General features: G+C 36.5%; 17 protein-coding genes and 1 riboswitch. Of the genes, 4 read left to right on the top strand and 13 right to left on the bottom strand.

What is annotated here, in order from left to right:
- Window positions 1–49: 49 nt before the first annotated feature.
- The 5 genes from RCP16_RS09045 to RCP16_RS09065 all read right to left on the bottom strand — a co-directional run bounded on the left by RCP16_RS09045 (window position 50) and on the right by RCP16_RS09065 (window position 8,323).
- Window positions 50–1,513 carry an NAD(P)/FAD-dependent oxidoreductase gene (locus tag RCP16_RS09045; protein WP_069328446.1) on the bottom strand — a complete coding sequence of 488 codons (1,464 nt, stop codon included), beginning with the start codon at window positions 1,511–1,513 and terminating at the stop codon, window positions 50–52.
- Window positions 1,514–1,577: 64 nt separating this feature from the next.
- Window positions 1,578–1,677, bottom strand: a riboswitch (purine riboswitch).
- Between the two features lie 415 nt (window positions 1,678–2,092).
- Window positions 2,093–5,503 carry a DUF5704 domain-containing protein gene (locus tag RCP16_RS09050; RefSeq protein ID WP_308642236.1) on the bottom strand — a complete coding sequence of 1,137 codons (3,411 nt, stop codon included), beginning with the start codon at window positions 5,501–5,503 and terminating at the stop codon, window positions 2,093–2,095.
- A gap of 120 nt (window positions 5,504–5,623) precedes the next feature.
- A complete protein-coding gene (locus RCP16_RS09055) occupies window positions 5,624–6,835 on the bottom strand; it encodes an S-layer homology domain-containing protein (RefSeq protein ID WP_308642237.1) in 1,212 nt (403 codons plus the stop codon).
- A 386-nt stretch (window positions 6,836–7,221) separates the two neighbouring features.
- A complete protein-coding gene (locus RCP16_RS09060) occupies window positions 7,222–7,830 on the bottom strand; it encodes an MSMEG_1061 family FMN-dependent PPOX-type flavoprotein (protein ID WP_308642238.1) in 609 nt (202 codons plus the stop codon).
- A gap of 136 nt (window positions 7,831–7,966) precedes the next feature.
- Complete coding sequence (locus RCP16_RS09065) at window positions 7,967–8,323, bottom strand: hypothetical protein (RefSeq protein ID WP_308642239.1); 357 nt, start codon at window positions 8,321–8,323, stop codon at window positions 7,967–7,969.
- Window positions 8,324–8,647: 324 nt separating this feature from the next.
- On the opposite strand from RCP16_RS09065, the gene ymzB reads away from it, so the two are divergent.
- Both ymzB and RCP16_RS09075 read left to right on the top strand, forming a co-directional pair.
- On the top strand, window positions 8,648–8,989 hold the full coding sequence (gene ymzB, locus RCP16_RS09070) for a protein YmzB (protein WP_069328451.1): 342 nt from the start codon (window positions 8,648–8,650) through the stop codon (window positions 8,987–8,989).
- Window positions 8,990–9,267: 278 nt separating this feature from the next.
- Window positions 9,268–10,761 carry a glycoside hydrolase family 30 protein gene (locus RCP16_RS09075; protein ID WP_308642240.1) on the top strand — a complete coding sequence of 498 codons (1,494 nt, stop codon included), beginning with the start codon at window positions 9,268–9,270 and terminating at the stop codon, window positions 10,759–10,761.
- Window positions 10,762–10,915: 154 nt separating this feature from the next.
- Here RCP16_RS09075 and RCP16_RS09080 read toward each other — a convergent pair whose 3' ends face one another.
- The 5 genes from RCP16_RS09080 to RCP16_RS09100 form a co-directional block, all read right to left on the bottom strand.
- Entirely contained in the window at window positions 10,916–11,401 is a 486-nt protein-coding gene (locus RCP16_RS09080; protein ID WP_308642241.1) for an NUDIX domain-containing protein, read from the bottom strand.
- Window positions 11,402–11,588: 187 nt separating this feature from the next.
- The gene (locus tag RCP16_RS09085; protein WP_308642242.1) at window positions 11,589–12,440 is read right to left on the bottom strand and encodes a PPK2 family polyphosphate kinase; all 852 of its coding nucleotides are present in this window, start codon (window positions 12,438–12,440) and stop codon (window positions 11,589–11,591) included.
- Window positions 12,441–12,548: 108 nt separating this feature from the next.
- Window positions 12,549–13,412: a CHAD domain-containing protein gene (locus RCP16_RS09090; RefSeq protein WP_308642243.1), complete on the bottom strand. Its 864-nt coding sequence runs from the start codon at window positions 13,410–13,412 to the stop codon at window positions 12,549–12,551.
- A gap of 172 nt (window positions 13,413–13,584) precedes the next feature.
- Window positions 13,585–13,926 carry a hypothetical protein gene (locus RCP16_RS09095; RefSeq protein ID WP_308642244.1) on the bottom strand — a complete coding sequence of 114 codons (342 nt, stop codon included), beginning with the start codon at window positions 13,924–13,926 and terminating at the stop codon, window positions 13,585–13,587.
- Between the two features lie 74 nt (window positions 13,927–14,000).
- Window positions 14,001–14,228: a hypothetical protein gene (locus RCP16_RS09100; RefSeq protein ID WP_308642245.1), complete on the bottom strand. Its 228-nt coding sequence runs from the start codon at window positions 14,226–14,228 to the stop codon at window positions 14,001–14,003.
- Between the two features lie 314 nt (window positions 14,229–14,542).
- On the opposite strand from RCP16_RS09100, the gene RCP16_RS09105 reads away from it, so the two are divergent.
- Window positions 14,543–15,640 carry a HEPN domain-containing protein gene (locus RCP16_RS09105; protein WP_308642246.1) on the top strand — a complete coding sequence of 366 codons (1,098 nt, stop codon included), beginning with the start codon at window positions 14,543–14,545 and terminating at the stop codon, window positions 15,638–15,640.
- 625 nt (window positions 15,641–16,265) lie between these two features.
- Window positions 16,266–16,718 carry a hypothetical protein gene (locus tag RCP16_RS09110; protein WP_308642247.1) on the top strand — a complete coding sequence of 151 codons (453 nt, stop codon included), beginning with the start codon at window positions 16,266–16,268 and terminating at the stop codon, window positions 16,716–16,718.
- 161 nt (window positions 16,719–16,879) lie between these two features.
- Here the strand turns inward: RCP16_RS09110 and RCP16_RS09115 are convergent, their stop codons facing one another.
- The 3 genes from RCP16_RS09115 to RCP16_RS09125 form a co-directional block, all read right to left on the bottom strand.
- Complete coding sequence (locus RCP16_RS09115; protein WP_308642248.1) at window positions 16,880–17,542, bottom strand: hypothetical protein; 663 nt, start codon at window positions 17,540–17,542, stop codon at window positions 16,880–16,882.
- Window positions 17,543–17,964: 422 nt separating this feature from the next.
- Entirely contained in the window at window positions 17,965–18,234 is a 270-nt protein-coding gene (gene rpsN / locus RCP16_RS09120; protein WP_069325930.1) for a 30S ribosomal protein S14, read from the bottom strand.
- A 73-nt stretch (window positions 18,235–18,307) separates the two neighbouring features.
- Window positions 18,308–19,513: a GTP-binding protein gene (locus RCP16_RS09125; protein ID WP_371748227.1), complete on the bottom strand. Its 1,206-nt coding sequence runs from the start codon at window positions 19,511–19,513 to the stop codon at window positions 18,308–18,310.
- Between the last annotated feature and the right edge of the window lie 208 nt (window positions 19,514–19,721).

Consider the following 19,721-nt stretch of genomic DNA (forward strand, 5'->3'; position numbering starts at 1 on the left):
ATCTATATATCTATAGAATAAGATGATCATACCGCCACATTTATTTTATTTATACTACAGTAGCAGGTACTTTTGTGGTTGCTCCTGCTTTGCTAACCATATTACGAGCAATCCATACTCCTGCCGCCCCTGCTTGTGCTAGTCCACGGGTTACCCCTGCACCATCACCACCACAATATAGACCATCAATTTCAGTTTCTAAATGTTCATCTAACTTTGGACGAGCAGAATAGAATTTAGCTTCTACACCGTAGAATAATGTATGTTCAGAAGCAATACCCGGTGTTACACCTTCTAACGCTTCTACCATTTCGATCAAGCTTTTCATCGTGTTATAAGGTAACACCAATCCTAGATCGCCGGGAACCGCTTCTTTAAGTGTAGGTTCAAGGAATCCCTCATTAATCCGTTCTCTAGTCGAACGACGACCACGAAGAATATCACCATATTTCTGTACAATCACTCCACCGCTCGATAGATCATTAGCACGACGGCAGATTTCACGAGCATATTCATTGGGTTTATCAAATGGCTCTGTAAATTTGTGCGATACCAGTAGAGCAAAGTTCGTATTCGCAGAACCAAGTACCGGATCTTTAAATGAATGACCATTTGCCGCCATCACACCACTATGATTCTCAACGACCACATGACCGGAAGGATTACTACAGAATGTTCTTACTCTTGTCCCAACCGAAGTATTGAAAATAAATTTACCTTCATATAAATGTTCATTGATCTGACGCATCACCACATCAGACGTTTCAACTCTCACACCTACATCCACCTGATTATTGTACATTTTTAGACGACGTTTTTTCAAAATGTCGGTTAACCATGCAGAACCATCACGTCCGGGAGCAATCATCACCATCGGTGCTTCATAGGTCTCTCCTTTTTTGGTAGTGATACCTGTGATGCGGTGTTTACCTTCGATTTTGGTCGTGATAATATCTTCTACTTCTGCTTTGAATACCATATCAATGCGTGAAGTTAAATAACTATAGATAGATTTTAAAATTTCCAAGTTCTGCTCGGTTCCCAAATGACGAACTTCGGCACGAAGCAATTTCAAACCTGAAGCATATCCACGTTGCTCAATATCACGAATAGTATCTGTTGTAGGGTCGGTAATATTACGAGTAGCTCCATGTTCTAGATTGATATCATCCACATAACGAATCAATTCCATTACTTTCGAAGGGGAAAGATAATCGGTTAACCATCCTCCAAATTCAGTAGTAATATTGAATTTACCATCGCTATATGCGCCTGCTCCACCGAAACCTGCGGTTACTGAACAAGCGGGTAGACAGCCAGCATAATCTTTTTTACCTGCGGGAGGTGGACATAATTGAATCTTCTCTTCCATAATCGGACAACTGCGACGATGAATATCATGCCCTTTATCGATCAACAATACTTTCCAATCGGGTGCTTGACGAGTTAATTCATAACATGCAAAAATCCCTGCTGGTCCTGCGCCTACAACAATACAATCATAATGGTTCATAATGTCCTCCTGAGTTGAGTAATATGGGGTGAACGCACAAAAAAATCCTGACTGTTGAATAGATATGCCAAAGCACACTATTCGTAGTCAGGAATTTATGGTCCCTTGTAGAAACCCCCAAACCTTATTTTCGGGGATATACGAATATATTAGATATCAAAATCATTAAAATGTAGGATCAACAAGTCATTGAATATAACACGATCATTTACGCTGTAACTTCTATTCTTATTGTACGAGTAAGATGTATTCATACTAAATACTGAATAAGATCATTGCGTAAAAATACCACTGTAGCGCCTATACATCTCTATTGGCTACAGTGGTATCTTACAAAAAAATAAGCGAACGGTCAAGTGTTAATTTGAATAATAGTTCGTATAAATTGATTTTATATGTTTATTATTTTTTAATAAAAGTATATTTATCGCTAATTAACGAACATTACTCATTATAAAATCTGCGATCTTTCGTCATTTTTTTTATTTTTCCTTTTTTGATTGTTGTTCTTCATTTTCCCTTTAGACTTCTGCATTTGGTTGATGGTTTATCATCTATCATTTGCTATAGATTTATATTTTAATGCGTAACTGACGATTGAAAATCATTACGACTGCCTTTATTTGTATGATAGAAAAGTACATCTCCATCGTTGAGTTGAAAATTATATCCCCAAGGATCATTAAATTGCTTTTGAAATCCTTCCAATTGCCATTGGTTCATAAGTGGTGCATGGATATATTGTAGATGAGGATGATCGGTATCTCCTTGTTGGATCGTTTCAATATCAAAGTTAACCACAATATAGCCATCGGTTAAAAAGACAGACGAATGTTCATCTAATCCTTTGGCACTGTTATTTACTGGATTATTTTTGTTGGTACTATCTGTACTTTGTTCAGCAGATTGTTGTCGATTGGTATTTGTAGAACCGCTAACGTCTTGCAAAGATGTCCCTTGTTTGACTACATATACATCTGACGGCAAGCTGTATTCTCCATACCACTTTTGTACAGCAGCCAAAGAACGCATTGTATTATTTCCTTGAGGTAAATGTTGTTGTGGACCGATTAATGTACGTAATGGCTGAGTCAATAATAGATGGGTAAAGTTACCGATATTGACTTTGCGCGTATGGCTGGCTTTGCTGAACATTGCAATCGCTTCTTCTGGATTAGTCGGAGTAACAGGTATGATGGACAAAGGTGATTGTTCCTCTTGAATCGCTACCGTTTCCCATGAGAGTCCGGTAAGATCTTGCCAGATGGACGATACTGCACGTTCCCATGCTATATTCCAAAATGAAGTCAATGGTGTAGATGGTTGAGAATGAGCCACTTTATTTGGTGTTTTAGTTTTAGACGGCAGTGCTTGTTCTTGTAAAAGAAGATCATACATATACAAAGCCGTATTTTTCAATTCTTCTTCAGGTACATGACGTGTTGGATCATTCAAAATGGTATACCGTTGCACTGTATCTTGAGGCGATCCTATTTTAATCAAATTCTCTGTCGCTGTTGAATAATACACATCAACTGGAAAAGGAGTGCCACCTTGCCGTGGTACATAACGAAATGTAGGTGTAATTCGAATGCCATCTTTTGAACCGAACATATTCCCTTTTGTTTTCAAATCAAATTTAAAGTGATATCCCGTTTTCACTGCTAGATTTCTGTAAAAAGGATGACTTCCCTGACGTACTGGTAGTACATAAGGCGCTGTATTTCCACGAGGTGCTCCATCAATACCATTGTCCCCTACCCAATACGATGTTCCATCAGGTACAGCTAGATTTTGCCACGGATGAAATACGATCTGCCAGTTGTAATCTGCAATATCAGTAATATGAAAATCATAGACACGACCAATCACTTCTACTGGTACACTTTCGACAGCTACATGGTTATCTAATGTTACATTGGCATTGTGCTGTACGGTAAACGAAGATGGTGCATTTTCAGCAATCGTACGGAATAAAACATCGTATTTACCTTCATCTACCCAGACTGGCAAAAAGAATGTTGTATCCAATTGATTAACAGGTACATCTACCCATGTGTTTTTAGGAATAAATGTAGTCTGCTCTTTATTATAAGTGTCAAACGGAAATTGAACCTGCTTTGTACGTATATACTTCGCATAGTCTCGATTGCCATAACCCGGATAATTCACATGCTGTCCAACAGTAGGAATACGCACTGAAAAAGGACGATCCAAAATAAGCGCTGAACTGTACGCATCAGGTACTGTTTTCTGATTATGTTTCTGATCATCAGACACCAATGAATAATTGACTACAGGGGTATGGACAGTAACCGTATTGATGCCATTAATCGGGAATGTCTGGTTAGCTCCGCCATCAATATTTCCCGGTAAAAGATTATATTCGATCGTACCTGTACTTGGTGCATTTTTTAGATTCGTTTTGGTTTTGGGAATCATATGGTTAGTACTATAAAGCGTATCTTTGCTAATCATAGTAGGCATAGGCATCGCTTTAGGCGTTGGTCCTTTTTTAATCGTTCGTGTACTATCCATAATGATGTCATTGTTAAACTTCAGATTATCATTTTCTACTTCTACATTACCTACAGCATTTTCAGCTTTTCTTTTCATATCGCTGCTTTCATCTGGAATGGTAGGACGGCTACTTCCACTTTTTGTTAAGTTTTTGGTACCTCCATTCTGATTACCAGGATTCTTAGGAGCATAATAGGTACCTGTAGTTAAAACAGAATAAGATGGCGGTATATAGTTGTTAGGAGAAATTATAATCTTATTATCTGCAAACGCATAGTTATTCAGCGTAGCTTGCTTAATTCCGTATACTCCCAATTGATCGATTTTCCAAAATGCATACGGTCGCTGAATATCAAAGGAATAATTAACTGTTTTGGTATCTTTCTTCTCTCCATCATCCCATTTTAATTTGTACGTTCGTTTAACCGATATTCGATATGTACATTCCCCTGTATATTCTGTAAAGGTATGTTGAGAAAGATAATTCAATGCAAATACATTACCATATAGACTTTCCGAAGTCGGAATCCCTTGAGCGACATCGAACATTTCGCTTCCTCGTCGATCGGCTTTGATCATCGCGGATACCATTGGATCCATGTAATTGCCAGTTAATTGCTGACCTGCTTGAGGAATCGTACATATTGCTGAAGGACCTGTTGTCGGTGGCTCTTCGGCTGCACCTACAGTGATAGTAGCACTATCTTTGAGACTCCACGGATCTTTTGACCAATATGCTGTAATCTGCGCTGTTCCTGTAGCATGGGCAGTTACTTCTCCTGTAGCAGGATCCACACTAGCAATCGCAGGATCAGACGATTCCCATTTCGTCTGATCCCGATGCGTCACATCAATCCAGTTATCTGTAAATTCTTGTTCATTGTAAGCTTTCGTACGTACTTCAGCAGTTAGTTGTTCGGTATCGTCAATTTGCAATGTTGCATCCGATTTGACTTGAATTTCTTTCTTTTCGATGACATGTCCGGTGTAATTGATATTTAAAGGCGTATAATATGCAACCCACAATTTTTCTGTATCATCTTCACGTTTTGCAAATACTCCAATTTCATTATTTATATAACCATAACCAGTTTCAGTAGAAATAACTGCAAAAATATCACCTTTTTTGTATTTAAGACTTTTTAATTTGTAACTATTAATTGGAACTTCATCTATAGTTTCGAAACCTAAATCAGAAATATACTTCTGATTATAAACCTGTCCAAGTGTATCATGCATATCTTCTGGTGGATATTTTTCAACGGTGATCTTATCTGTTACTTCTGTAGGGACAGGACGAGCATTTCTTCCACTTCCTTGTCCTTCTACTTTGTAGGTATCCATGCCTTCATTTCTCGAAGCAGTCCATTTATACTCGTCTGTTTGTGTCCAAACAACTTTAGGTAATGGTGTAGATGCTCCTTTTAAGGATATTTTTAAGGTTTGAAGCTTTGCGAATTGTTTTGGCACTAATTCAATATTATTAGGATAATTTGTTTCTTCTGCCGAATATATTATATTTTGAGCAGAAAAAAATATAATTCCAACGAAGAATAATATAAATACTTGTTTCATATTAACCGCCTTTAATTATTTGTTATCTAACACAACAAATCTTGACCCATCTGTTGTTATATAAGAAGCATCCGGACTTGATATTAAAATATTATTAGCTACCCATAAATTCACCCCACTATTGTTATTAAGGTATTTTTTGAATACTTCTTTTGTTTCAAATACTGGTAAAGTCGTATATCCATATTTATCAGGTAAAGTATTTTGTATAGCAGACCCTACTGCAATTTTGCTTAAACTACTATTCATATAATGGGATAGTCCAAAGTCATTAGCTGTAGGATAAATAGTTTGATTTTCAAATAAAGTGTATACATTATTATAGTTATATTTTTTATCTTCTTTCCCTACAAATACAGACGCATAAATCCCTTTTTTATTATTCCAATCTCTACTATCGACAAAGATTAAATAATTTAAACTAGAATAACCGGCTCCATTGCGAAACTTCATTTTTTTCCCTTGTACATTCTTAAAAGAAGTTACTCCACTACTAAACGGAGTGATCACTTCCATATTCGTTCCTGTCGTACCTACAGCTCTTAACTCCTTCAACCCTGTAAATGAATCTGCTGATTGTTTCTGTACATTGGCTAACCGTACCAGAATAACAGCTGCTTCTGCGCGTGTAGTGGTTTTTCCGCCGCCGAAGGTTCCATCTGCATAACCAGACATTAAACCTGTTCCCATCATCAGGGATACATAAGGGTATTCGCTTTTACTCATGGTTTTTTTAAAATATTCGGCTACCGGTACGACTGTATCTACAGTATCGGTAAGGGCTTGCTTATAATCTGTACTAGCTGTTGCTAGACCAGAAGACATCCATTTTGCCATTTCTTTGCGAGTAAGGGGAGTGGTCGGCTTGAATCCATTGGGATAATCAGAAGGAGTCAAAAATCCTTTAGCTACCGCTTCATTCACTTCTTTTTCACTCCAATTGCCTGCAAGGTCTGCAAAACTGCCTTTACCTTCGGCTTTCTCATTCACAGACACACGATCTAGCAAAACAGCGAACTCGGCACGTGTGACTTGGGCACCCGGCTTGAACGTACCATCTGCATATCCTTTGAAATATCCTTTAGATACAGCTTCATCGATTGCTGTTTTTGCCCAGTGAGATGAAGTAACATCTTTGAACGTAGTAGCATTGGTTGTCTGCATCAAAGGACTTAACATTACCGAAAGTGTTGCTACTGCGAATACGGAACTGATTAATTTTTTCATTTTAAAATACTCCTCTATCTTTCAAATTGTGATATGTAGTTGCTGTATTTCTATTCCAATCGTAATCTTTTCTGCTGGTAAACTGATCTAGGTATTTAAGACTAAATGGTATACCACTTGCATCATTATATGGGATAAATAGGATTCTTCCAAGTACTTATTTAGTTAGCATATATTTCTGTTAAATTCATATGTAATCACAAAAAAGCGGACTACTCCCTGAAAAGGAATAATCCGCGTGCTTCGCGAGAATATAGGTATTAAGACATAGTTTTCATTTCGGCAAGAATAACATAAAATAATAAAGCTGTAAACCCATTTCTTTTTATACAACAAAAAAGAATGGACTGCAATCACTCCATTCTTCGCTTCCATGCTTATATCATTTACAAAACAATACCGTTCATTTTCAAATGAGCAATAAACATATCTTTGGTAGACGGATGTTGTGTAGCATCTACCCATTCTTCTGGTTGCCAGGCGTTTCCTGTTTTGAGCGCTCTTGGACAATGGATAAAACATTCTTCCACTTCTACGATAATACCAAGCCCCATCGTTTTGCCTGTCCAATTCATTTGCTCTAACAATGCACTGTCTTTGGTAATTCGGGCATGCCCATTAACACGTAACACTTCATTCATACCGGGAATCAGGAAAATCATACCTACTTTAGGATTCCCTAGTATATTTAACAACGAATCTGCACGCCGATTACCATGACGTTCCGGGAAAATGAGTCGTTGATCATCCAACACTTTCACAAACCCTTGCTCATCTCCACGTGGAGAAACATCGCATTTGCCTTCTTGATCAGATGTAGATAAGAAAAATAGTGATGATAGTGATAAGTAATAAGCAATATGTGGATCAATAGACGCAACCGTCTTTTTGATAATATGTTCATGAGGAACTCCAGTAAATGCTCTTAATTCTTCAATCGATGTAATATAGGTTGTAGATTGTTCTATGTTCGCTGTATCGTTAAACTTGTTCATATTACCCTCCCTTGTGCTCGGTTGGGTTTATCATAACAATCTATAACACAGGTGTCCATATTCCTATACTTCAATGGTTCTTCAAAGTATATTTATCAGTAACTACACTACATCTATTAGAATCTCATTTTACCGCCTAATCTCTACGTATCCCTTTAAATGAATTAAAATATAAATTAAACGAAACAAAAGACGTATTCAAGCTATTTATATATTCTAGATTTTTATATATTTTGTCTGCAATATGGTGACATTCCTCGGTTGAACGTGCGAAATGACTTCCAAAATATTTTTGCATAATCCAATAGACTTGGTTGCCTAATTCTTCAGCAGACTTCATATAAGGAAGTATTTTGACAATATGATCGATTTCAATCGAATATTCATCGGGTAAGCACCATTCAATTAGATTCATCGGATTCCAATACATCATATGTTTCTCTACCATGGTATATATATCTTGATTAAATGCCTGATTCGGCTTATTGTTCATGATTAACCTCCTACCCGGATAGCTATCTATCCAGAGCGTGATCTCTTTCTCTAATTTACTCTGTTATCAGGTTGTTGAATCATATTTGGCAACTATATTTATAGACTGTAAAATAATTTACTTTTCTACAAAATACTGACTAAAAAAAGTATCTCTTATTCTGCTTCACCTGTAAATATGGTAAAAGTCCCACTTGATTGCCTATTCGTGCATTTCCCGAATTACATATCACCCGATTCCATAAGCATCAGAAAGGGTAAATAAAGCATTACAAGACCTAACTTGCTTTATAATACTATTTCTAATACAAAAGGATGATGAATCATGGAACACGAAAAAGACGTACAAACACTATCAGACTGGTTGAATAATCATCTTAAACGTACCATCATTATCAAAAAACATGAATTAGATGATACCGATGAAGTTCATTTCACAGTCACTGAAGTAGATATTCGCAGTGAAGATAATGCGATTGACGATTATGTAGAAAGCTCTTTAATTTTGCATGGAGAAGGTTCTACATCGAATGCAGATGGCGATAATGTTCCTCTTCCGCAAAATACGTATGAAATTGCTTTACATGATCTTCGCATTGATCATATAGATGATACCCATGTTAAATTAAATACAGAACGTGCTCAATATGCGTTAACAGCTAAATAATCATCTATACTCAACTTTATGTATAATATTATTTGATCTCAAAACCTCTTTCGGCTAGATCGATATAAGATTTATTTCTTATTCGTTCTCAAGCAAAAGAGGTTTTTTGTCGTCTTCTTATCTTGTATTTGTATAGGCGATTCTATGGTTTATCTGTGTATTCCTACGATTTGGCACTTACACCCTCTAAAATAATTGTAAAAAAAGGTTTATTTTGCTAATATCAATCCAGAAGTTAGTAAACGCTTACAAAAAATGTGAAGAGGGTGTATATGTTCATGTCTATGTTCAAAAAAAGCCTTAATCTTGTTTTGTTAAGCTCGTTGATGATTACACCATTATTATCGGTACCTGCACAGACGTATGCAGCCAATGAATCGGTAGAAGTCTGGTTAACGACTGCTGATCCCAATTCAGAACCTGCTGTCGGACTAAGCCCAGGTGCACGTCTTACAAAGAAAGCGAATATTAATTTCGCAACTACCACAGGCAACGCAGACTATACGATCAATGTAAATGAAGGCAAAACGTATCAAACCATGGATGGATTCGGTGTTTCTTTAACAGATTCATCTACATGGTTAATGAATTACAAGCTTAGTAGTGGAAAACGGGCTGAAGTGATGGAACGCCTTTTCGGCAATACAGGTATAGGCATGAGTATGCTACGTCAGACGATGGGTGCTAGTGACTTTGCGTGGAGTACGTATACTTACGATGATACAGCAGGAGATACTTCTCTCAGCCAATTCTCGATTGCAAGGGATCAACCTTATATTATACCTATGACCAAAGCAGCGCTTGCCAAAAATCCAAACCTTAAAATTATCGCTTCTCCATGGAGCGCTCCAGCTTGGATGAAATATACAACCAATGACAAAAACGGTACAGGTAAATTACAAGCACAATACTACCCTACCTATGCTAATTACTTTGTGAAATTTATTCAAAGTTATCAAGCACAAGGGATTCCAATCTATGCGGTCACTCCGCAAAATGAACCATTATTTGAACCTGGACGTTATCCGGGCATGAATATGAATGAGCAAGATCAGATCGGTATGATCGGTGACTACTTAAGCCCAGCTCTTAAAAATGCAGGTCTTAACACAAAAGTAATCGCTTATGATCATAATTATGATAACTGGTCTTACCCGAATACAGTTATTGCAGGGCTTAAAAATAGTGGTAAATCAAGTGCTGTAGCTGGTAGTGCTTTCCATCATTACGGTGGCGACTATACAGCTATGACTTCGATGCATAATGCGCATCCAGATAAAGATATCTGGTTTACAGAAGGTGGATTTGGCGATTGGAATGACAAAGTGGACGGCTCCACTCAAGGATTCGATAATATGATCAACGAATTTATCGGGATTACTCGTAACTGGTCCAAATCGATTATCTTGTGGAATGCTGCTCTAGATCAAAAAGATGGCCCTAGTGTAATCGGAGATTACAATACCAACAAAGGTATGGTTACGATCCAGAACTCGGATAACAGCAACAGTAATCCAGAAGATAAAGTCACCTATAACAAACAATATTATCTTTTAGGACATTTCAGTAAATTTGTCGTTACAGGAGCTACACGTATTGATACCAATTCATCTAACGATATCCAAAATGTAGCGTTCAAAAATCCAGATGGCACAAAAGTGGTTGTATTGTACAATTCTCAGACAGCAACCAAAACAGTTAAAGTACAATGGAATGGTCAGTCTACCAACTATACCGTTCCTGGTAAATCGGTTGTTACGTTGAAATGGTAATACGTATACTCTCTGTCGCTAACATGTAAACGTATAAAGCTCTGTCCCTCTCTTCATTCCTATGTTGCTATAGGTATGTTTAGAAGGGACAGAGCTTTTTTGTGTTAAGCTATTCCGTTTTGATTATCTATACCTGTAGTTATTTATATTACAATTAGTTTCGAAGTATTCCCTGTTGCTGATCTTGCTGACTCAAATCTTCAAATAATGGACGTTGTGCAGGATTAATCTGCTCGATATTCATTTCTTCTATCAGATAAAATACAAATGTCACCGACTCATGATCATCATCTTCAAATAACAACGTTTTTCCATCTGAAGCGATCTTATCTTCCAGATCAGCCACTGCATCGAAAATAAACATTACAAATACTACATCATCTCCACCGGGGTAGGTATACTTCAATCGTTCTCCGCTATACACAGCATACAAGGTAGAAGAAATAACCGCTAAGCCAGTCTCTTCTTTCACTTCACGTATCATCGTTTCTTCAACCGTCTCGCCTGCATGCATACCACCACCCGGTAGACCCCAATCGTTAGAATCCGCACGCTTTTGCCATAATATGCGGTTATGCTGATCTCGAATAATCGCTCCACCGGTTACAATAATCTGACGCTCTTTATCTGAATGTTCCATACGATTCCCCTCTTTTCTTAATAAAATAGAGTTCTTCATAGAGTTATTCTAGGTAATCAGCTATTAAAAAATGCTGGCTATATGGCTGTTAGTAAAATCCAACAGTATATAACACAGCATTCAGTTTATATGCGTAATTTGGCTATAGATCACTGAAATAGTTCCTTGAGTTTATGATCAATCATACTTATTTTTTATCTTTCAATAATTTCTCACGTTCTGCATACATATCAGGCAAGTGATCTTGTAACTTCGGATTAGGATCAGGATAAGACAAATCCAAATCTTCCAGTGTGCGTACTACAATTTGTAAAACAGCTAGATCACGATACCAACGATTATCAGCAGAAACGATATGCCATGGATGATCTTTGGTCGCTGCATTAGCAAATACATCTTCATAATACGCTTGATAAGTATCCCAAGATTTACGTTCTAACAGATCACTTTCATCGAATTTCCAGTTCTTTTTCGGATTTTCGATACGTGCAATTAATTTCTCTAGCTGAAACTCTTTAGAAATATGCAAAAAGATTTTGACTACTTTCACGCCATTATCGTCTAACATTTCTTCAAAGTGTCGTATTTGTTTAAATCGTTGCTGTGCCTTTTTATCCGAAATTAATTTATGCACACGTGTAATCAATACATCTTCATAATAGGAGCGGTTGAACGCTGTAATATAACCGACGCCTGATACTAATTTGTGAGCACGCCAGAGAAAATCATGGTCTAATTCTTCACGAGTTGGTGTCTTAAAGCTATGTGTCTGCACACCTTGTGGATGAGAGATCGAAAAGACTTTGTTAATTACGCCATCTTTCCCACTGCAATCCATGCCTTGAAAAATAAAAAGAAGCGATTTTTTCTTGCTTGAGAATAACTTGTCTTGTAACTTCTCAAATCGTTTCATCAGCTCTTTAGTTTCTTTTTCCGTATCTTCTTTGGATGTGTACTCGCCAGTGCTTTTAGGATCGATCTTCTTCAGATCAATCTTATCTCCTGTTGCCAGTACCCAGTTCAATGGTCGCTTGGACATATCTATCGCTCCTTTAATAAAAAACGTTTCTTTATCTATATAACCGAAACTGTTCTAAAAAAAGCAATAGGTTCCAAAGGGAGTCCCTTTACTGCTTCGCGCTATATTTTAAAGAGCTTGTTGTTCATGTATCGCTTCATTTAATTCTTGTTGTAATTGCTTCATAAATGTATTCCATGTGTCTTCGTCGACTTTTAGCTTTTTGGGATTGAAATCTTCCAATGTTTCTACCCATGCTCGCTTATCATTAATATGCCCTAATTGAGTCTGGATCTTTTTGTACACTTCTTCCGAATCCCGAAACTTGGAACTGAGTGCAAATTCAGCAGCAGATGCGGTGTACCGAATTTCTTTAGCAGCGATCCGCAATTGATGCAATTCATGCAGTGCTTCAACAGAATCTATACCTTCTGTTTTAGCGGTCTGGCGATACGTACGCTTTTGTTGTTCATAAGCGATCTCAAGTTCACGCATGATCCGATTCACATCTGCTTGTGCCGCTAACGTTTCCAGATGATCTTCGATCAATGTTTTCCATTTCTTTTTAAGTATTTTGCCTTGGAGCTTAGGTAATTTTTTGGCAAGCTTGGTGCGGTACTCTTTGCGTTCTTGTTTGTGGGCTTTAATAACTGCTTTGAGAAGATCAGCTTCATCTTTATGATCATCTGTTTTGGCATCTTCTTTACGTTCTTTGAAAGCATCAATCATCACATCGGCATCTCTAACTTTACCAAGTGCTTTTTGTGATTTTTTCAACAAAGGAATCAATCCTACTTGATCCGAAGCATCCAAAATACGTAACAAAGTCATCAGCTTACGGCAATTCACACGTGCTTGATGTACATCTTCATCATCAAAATCTTTCACTGCTTTCTGACCATAACTCAAAAATTTATCATAATGCTCTTCTAAGACCGTCTGCCATTGCGTCGTTTTACTTTTAGCTAAGCCTGTCGTTTGAATAGTGGTCATCGATATTCCTCCAGTTGGATGAATCGGTATTATCAAAGGTTTGTATACTATTTAACACATTCTAACCTTATTGAGTCATATCAAGACGATACTCTTTCATTATAACGAATTGGCGTTCACTAAGCTATTTAGCCTTTGAAATAGAAAATAAGAGCCCTCTGTGCTCAGGCTCTTATTTGGCATTCCCTTGAATAAACGTTCTAACGACCGTTTCCAATCGTTCGACCATTTCAGCAAGTTGTTCATCACTCATATTCTCTATCGACGAGTGATCATTTAGATCCAGATGCCAGATCACACTTTTCAGTATATAACTGTATGTAAAAAATACCTGATCCATAAGAGAACGTTCTATCATCTGTTCATCTTTCTCATGCTCCGTAAGTTGAGTGATCGCATCTACGTATTCTTTGAACGCTGCTATATTGAAGATATTCTTTTCGTGAAGATCATGAATAAAGCTACCTTCGCTGCCTTTGAAATTGTGGTCGATGATTGTTCTTGCATCATACATGATTCTATTCCTCCTGCAAAAGTATAATTCTTATATTGATACAATATCGCATTCCATCTATGTACCAATCTACATTATACTTGAAAAGCACCTGTCATTCCTGTCTGCAAATGAATTGCAAATCGTTGTAGTACATCCTGAGCTTGATGCTCTTGATCATATTCGCCTACAGTAAAAGCAGATTCAACCGACCCGTTACCAGCATAAGCAGAAATCACGAATTTATGATCGGCGGTTTCGAGTTCTAAAGTGAGGACAGTTGTATCAATAAATGTTGTACGGTCTTGGCTTCTAATCCACATGGTTGAGTGCTCCTTTGGTTGGGTTTGTTTGATATAACATTAATAAATAACTAGAGATTTAGATAAAACAAAAAGGCAACGACAATCGTTACCTTTATGATACTTTAAATTAAGATTAGCATGTTTTATATGTCAAAAAAATAGATTTGCTAAATCTTCAAATATAAAAGAAAATTATCTATTTATATACATTTTAATTGCTAAATCAGCAAACTAAAATTATATTTTTTACAATGATATAGCTAATTTATTATATAGAGTAAACAAATTATTTGATGTCAGTTATATAATTGTTTTAATTTAGGAGGATTATTATGATTTATAAAATGATACATGGGTTTAAAGGGTTAAAAATCATACCAGAAGTTAAAAATATTAATTTTTGGAATAATTATATTATTAAATCTGGCTCAACATTAATAGAAGAGAAAATAGGATATCTTTTAGATAGAGAAAACGAGATTCAAGATTCTACTGACTATAATTTTTCAATTATGATTGGTCAGCTAAATTTTAAAACCTTAATAAACAATATATGTCTTGTAAAAGATTTAGAAACAGAAAAATCGTATGATTTAGATAGTGAGTTAGAATACGATTCTCGTTTAATTCAATTATTTCTTTTTTGTACTTGGCTAATAAAAGATAATGCTATTAATTTAAGTCATTCATATTTATACAGCAATGAGGAAGAATTACTACTAACAAATGTTAAGGCAATTAATTTCACAACTTCTCGAAGTTCAAGTAATACAACTCATTTTTCTCAAATAGAACTTAAACAAGCTGTTGAATTTTTTTATAAATATATTTTAAATGAATCGCCTCGTAATGCGCGTTTAAGAAGTGAGATAGAAAATGGAATGGATCCTTTTGGTATATTAAAAGAACTTCTTCAACCTAATCCTACTACGCCTCCTATCGTCGGACAAATTATTAATACTGAACAAACCTCAAAAGTCTTTCATTACTATACATTTGATCCTTACAATAACTATGATCGAATCACAAGAAGTATTCAATTTATTGCCTTTGCTCGATCACAATCTGAACCTACTCTTAAAATCGTATTTTATATTTTATTTCTTGAAATACTTCTCTCAAGAAGTAATAATAAAATTTCTGAAAATCTAAAAACCAGAACAGCTTTATTAATAAGTAAAAGTCAAAGAGAAAACTCTTGGGTTATAGAAAGGGTTAAAAGTGCCTATGGAATTAGATCAAAGTATGTTCATGGTTCAAAAATGTCTTTTAGAGATAATCAAGTTGATTTTATAATTCAATTATCAGCAGATATAGACTGTATTTGTCGAAGTTTATTTCTTTGCATAAAGGAGAACTATTCTGAAATTTTAAATTTAGAAAGCGAAAATGAAATTACTATTTATATAGATGGTCTAAAATCTATATAGCAAACATTTAATGATGCGCTTCTCGTAGTTTTTAATTACATTTATTGTGGATTGGATAGTCATAGCTAGCTCTCCCTTTCTACGAATTATGTTGAATATAAACACACTTTTTATTAAGTCATAAGCTCTTTTACTTACTCTATTTTTTATGATTCTACTTGATTATACGAATATTCTTTGTACCCACTATATGTAACGATGCAAGGTAGAACAAACAATACAATCGGTACTACTGTCCACAATATATTGACATGCCAAATACTATACACAAAATTAGTATTTACTGTGCGATCCGATGAGCCTATTGCCGAAATGATAAACCCTGCATAAAGAATGCAAATCGAAGCTAGAAACAAACTGCATCCTATTATTACTTTAATCATATTCTTCTCTCCTTTACTTATGTATTTATTTCCACACCTTTCATCATGCAACTTCTCTTTTTGATTTACGTCCATAGATATAACCACCTTAACACAACCAATAAAGGAAATCATTACCATTAATAAAAAAATAATCTTCTCTGCTTTACTGTCATCCACTTTGCTGTTGCAATCATTTTTATGTAACCCTGCATTAGCATCTAGTTCTTCCTTTCCAACTACATATACTTTTTATTTGGCTAATGATCCGAAAAGCATATACAGACTTTACCACAATCAACGACTCCGACATTTCTACGTATCAAGGTAAGATTGTGCTAAGCGACGGGAAAATATTGCGAATGATTGAAGATGGAACAGGAAACGTTATCGATCAGCTTGATCTGGTCAAGCTTGGTGGGGACAGTAACGAAAAATACGCTGTAGAAGGTCTGTACGATGATGCTATCCTTATGCGGACTGCCTCCAAAGGAAGACTTCTGCTGATCGATCGCAATACTAACCAATCTGTCACATTATACAAAGAACTACTGGATACTTCGTGGCAAAAACAGATTGGCGAAGATGTGGATATCGACTCTTTTGGATCAGGTGATTATCTTCAATTGGATAAAAGAGTCAATCATACATTCTATTTTACTTTTCGTACTGGCTCTAATCAGGAAAAACATTTCACCTATACTTTAAAATCGTAGATCATTCTACTTCATTGATATTGGAAGCTATACATCATCTCGCATCGCTATATTTCCAAATAAAAACACACCTCAGATAGATATAAGATAACGTTGAACGTTGTTCCTATCTATCTGAGGTGTATTAAATTCTTACGAGCAATCAGCTACAATAGTCAAAATTACGAATTCAATTCGGCTAATCTTGCGCCCACTCTAGCTACAGCAACACCTTGGATCGGTGATCCGTTAGAAGTGAAATTGACATAATACGTACCCGATTCCCAAGGCTTAGTTGTATATATCGACCAGTTGGTTCCACCTGCGATAGTAACTACACGTTCAGTCACAAGCGCACCTGTTGGTGAATTTTTGGATATGGATATAGCAATTCGTTGCTTCCCTTTGTTTTTCACCCAGATTTTCGCATAACGATACCCTTTATCTATTGTAAAAGGCTTGGACATCTGTGTACCCGATAAGCGCTCAACCAATACAGTTTGAGTAGATTGTGGTAGGCTTTTGGGATCATCTTTTTTTAACATAGGAATGCCAGACTCTCTCTTAAAAACAGAATCTCCTACCCCTTCTGCTCTTCCTACTTTAGAACTTAATACGAAAGGTAATGGATCAACAGGCGTTAATGTCGTATTATTTACAACATTGCTATCTGGACTGCTGACTGCTTGAGTACTCTCTGATTCTACATTGTAATAAGTAAAAATTGGTACTACTACGAATACTACAATTAATGCTAGTACGGCAATTGTAATAACACGTACTTTCTTATGCTTATCCCATTTTTTCCTAACGTCCGAGCTTGATGTAGATTTATTTTTTTCCATTATTATTACCCTGCTCTCTATAGCTTAAATAGCCAAACTGATCTTGCTTCATACATCCTATGTATCGTTGAATGAACTCCTTTCTGTGTGGTATGAGTTACTATTTATATATAATTTATCTTTTTTATTGTTTAATTGTCAATTAAAGTATGGGAACTATCTATTCTAATACAGAGAAGAATTTGATGTAATCTACATAAAATGTGCTTTAGTAACTATATTTATTTCCACTTTACTAACATTTATATTCACACCTATATAGGGTATAAAAAAGGCAACCTCCTCTACATATCAATAGTAGAAGAGGTTGCCTTTTTACATCTAATTTCTATAACACAAACGTTAATCATACCGTTCTTTAATCATTAAAAATCATATTCAGCTTATTTCTTCCACTGAATATATACCGTTTCATTCTGCTTTTACCAGCTTGCTTTCTGTACTCCGGGAATCTGACCTTTGTGGGCTAATTCACGGAATACGATACGGGATACTTTGAATTTTTGTAGGTATCCTCTGGGACGACCGGTGATCTGGCAACGGCTTTTGAGTCGGGTTGGAGAAGAATTGCGTGGTAATTGTTGCAATGCTTCATAGTCTCCCTTTTCTTTCAGTTCACGACGTAAATCTGCATATTTAGCGACCATTTTTTCACGTTGTTGTTGACGAACGACTTTTGATTTTTTAGCCATAGTGTAATAACTCCTTTTAGTATTCATTTGATTTGTTATTAATTTTGTTTATATTGCTATACCATTGACCTGCTTATTGACCTAATTGTGGAAAAGGATCTTTGAACTTTTTCCAGTTGGAGTTCATTTCTTCTTCCGTTAATAAAGCCTGATCCAAAGACTGTTCAATCTGCGCACGATCCAGATCGATTCCGATCATAACCAGCTTGGTCACTCGATCTCCCCATACCTCATCCCAATCTGTTGGTAGCGGGTAACTGTCGCCCAAGTGATACTGTCGTTCTTCTTCACTCAGCGCTGCAATCCATAAGCCCGCTGGTGATAATTGCTTGGAACTGCCTGCTTGACTGAATGATATGGCTGTCCGATTACGTGTAGCCATCCATAGAATACCTTTGGCACGAACCACTTCTTGGGGCCATGTTGTAATCCATTGTAATAACCGCTCTGGGTGAAAAGGAACTTTGCGCTTGTACACAAATGAACTGATTCCGTATTCTTCGGTCTCCGGTATATGTTCTTCTTTCATCATTTCTTGTATCCAACCTGCGGATTGACTGGCTTGTTCGAAATCGAATCGCCCTGTATTCAAGATCTCATGCGGATCGACCTTACCGTAAGTGGAGCGAATGATTTTGGCGTTCGGTTGCAGTCCACGAAGTGCGGTTTCTAATCGTTCTAATTCATTAGGTTCAATCAGATCGCATTTATTCAAGATCAACACATCGCAAAATTCTACCTGCTCAATCAACAGATGCACTATTCGGCGTGTATCCTCTTCTCCTGCGGCTTGTCCACGATCTGCAAGAGATTCACGTGAATGATAATCGTTCCAGAATCCTTGAGCATCGACAACGGTCACCATTGTATCCAGACGGGTAAATTGCGTCAGATCGATACCCTGTTCTTCATCTACATAACTGAATGTCTGAGCAACAGGAACTGGTTCGCCAATGCCTGTCGATTCGATCAACAGATAATCATAACGTCCATCTTTGGCTAGCCGTTCTACTTCTACTAATAGATCTTCACGCAGTGTACAGCAGATGCACCCATTAGACATTTCGACTAATTTCTCATCTGTTCGAGACAATCCGCCTCCATCGCGGATAAGATCAGCATCAATATTCACATCACTCAAGTCGTTAACGATGACTGCGACTTTCAAGCCTTCTCGATTATTTAATACATGATTCAATAATGTTGTTTTGCCTGCCCCTAGATAACCACTCAACACAGTAACAGGCATTTTGGATGCTTGTTCGATCATAGTCATGATTTACACCTCGCATTTCTTTAATCGTAATAATTACTATTAAATCCATGAATACACTGTACTCTTCTTATTTCTAGTTTGTCAAATCATTTTCAACATATTACACATATGAAAATAAGATCATACGTTAATTAATATTTATATTTTTTAGTTTACAATCGTAATCGTAACGATTATTATTTATGAAGCGTAGTTATTCATTCAGCAAGCA

This window comes from Paenibacillus nuruki (assembly GCF_963311185.1).
Classification (GTDB): Bacteria; Bacillota; Bacilli; order Paenibacillales; family Paenibacillaceae; genus Saccharibacillus; species Saccharibacillus nuruki.

Excerpts from the sequence above, each read along its gene's own strand:
- RCP16_RS09085 (WP_308642242.1), bottom strand. The coding sequence starts at position 12,440 with ATGTCCAAGCGACCATTGAACTGGGTACTGGCAACAGGAGATAAGATT.
- RCP16_RS09100 (WP_308642245.1), bottom strand. The coding sequence starts at position 14,228 with ATGTGGATTAGAAGCCAAGACCGTACAACATTTATTGATACAACTGTC.
- RCP16_RS09105 (WP_308642246.1), top strand. The coding sequence starts at position 14,543 with ATGATTTATAAAATGATACATGGGTTTAAAGGGTTAAAAATCATACCA.
- RCP16_RS09080 (WP_308642241.1), bottom strand. The coding sequence starts at position 11,401 with ATGGAACATTCAGATAAAGAGCGTCAGATTATTGTAACCGGTGGAGCG.
- RCP16_RS09115 (WP_308642248.1), bottom strand. The coding sequence starts at position 17,542 with ATGGAAAAAAATAAATCTACATCAAGCTCGGACGTTAGGAAAAAATGG.
- rpsN (WP_069325930.1), bottom strand. The coding sequence starts at position 18,234 with ATGGCTAAAAAATCAAAAGTCGTTCGTCAACAACAACGTGAAAAAATG.
- RCP16_RS09065 (WP_308642239.1), bottom strand. The coding sequence starts at position 8,323 with ATGAACAATAAGCCGAATCAGGCATTTAATCAAGATATATATACCATG.
- RCP16_RS09090 (WP_308642243.1), bottom strand. The coding sequence starts at position 13,412 with ATGACCACTATTCAAACGACAGGCTTAGCTAAAAGTAAAACGACGCAA.
- RCP16_RS09055 (WP_308642237.1), bottom strand. The coding sequence starts at position 6,835 with ATGAAAAAATTAATCAGTTCCGTATTCGCAGTAGCAACACTTTCGGTA.
- RCP16_RS09045 (WP_069328446.1), bottom strand. The coding sequence starts at position 1,513 with ATGAACCATTATGATTGTATTGTTGTAGGCGCAGGACCAGCAGGGATT.
- RCP16_RS09110 (WP_308642247.1), top strand. The coding sequence starts at position 16,266 with ATGATCCGAAAAGCATATACAGACTTTACCACAATCAACGACTCCGAC.
- RCP16_RS09075 (WP_308642240.1), top strand. The coding sequence starts at position 9,268 with ATGTCTATGTTCAAAAAAAGCCTTAATCTTGTTTTGTTAAGCTCGTTG.
- RCP16_RS09095 (WP_308642244.1), bottom strand. The coding sequence starts at position 13,926 with ATGTATGATGCAAGAACAATCATCGACCACAATTTCAAAGGCAGCGAA.
- RCP16_RS09060 (WP_308642238.1), bottom strand. The coding sequence starts at position 7,830 with ATGAACAAGTTTAACGATACAGCGAACATAGAACAATCTACAACCTAT.
- ymzB (WP_069328451.1), top strand. The coding sequence starts at position 8,648 with ATGGAACACGAAAAAGACGTACAAACACTATCAGACTGGTTGAATAAT.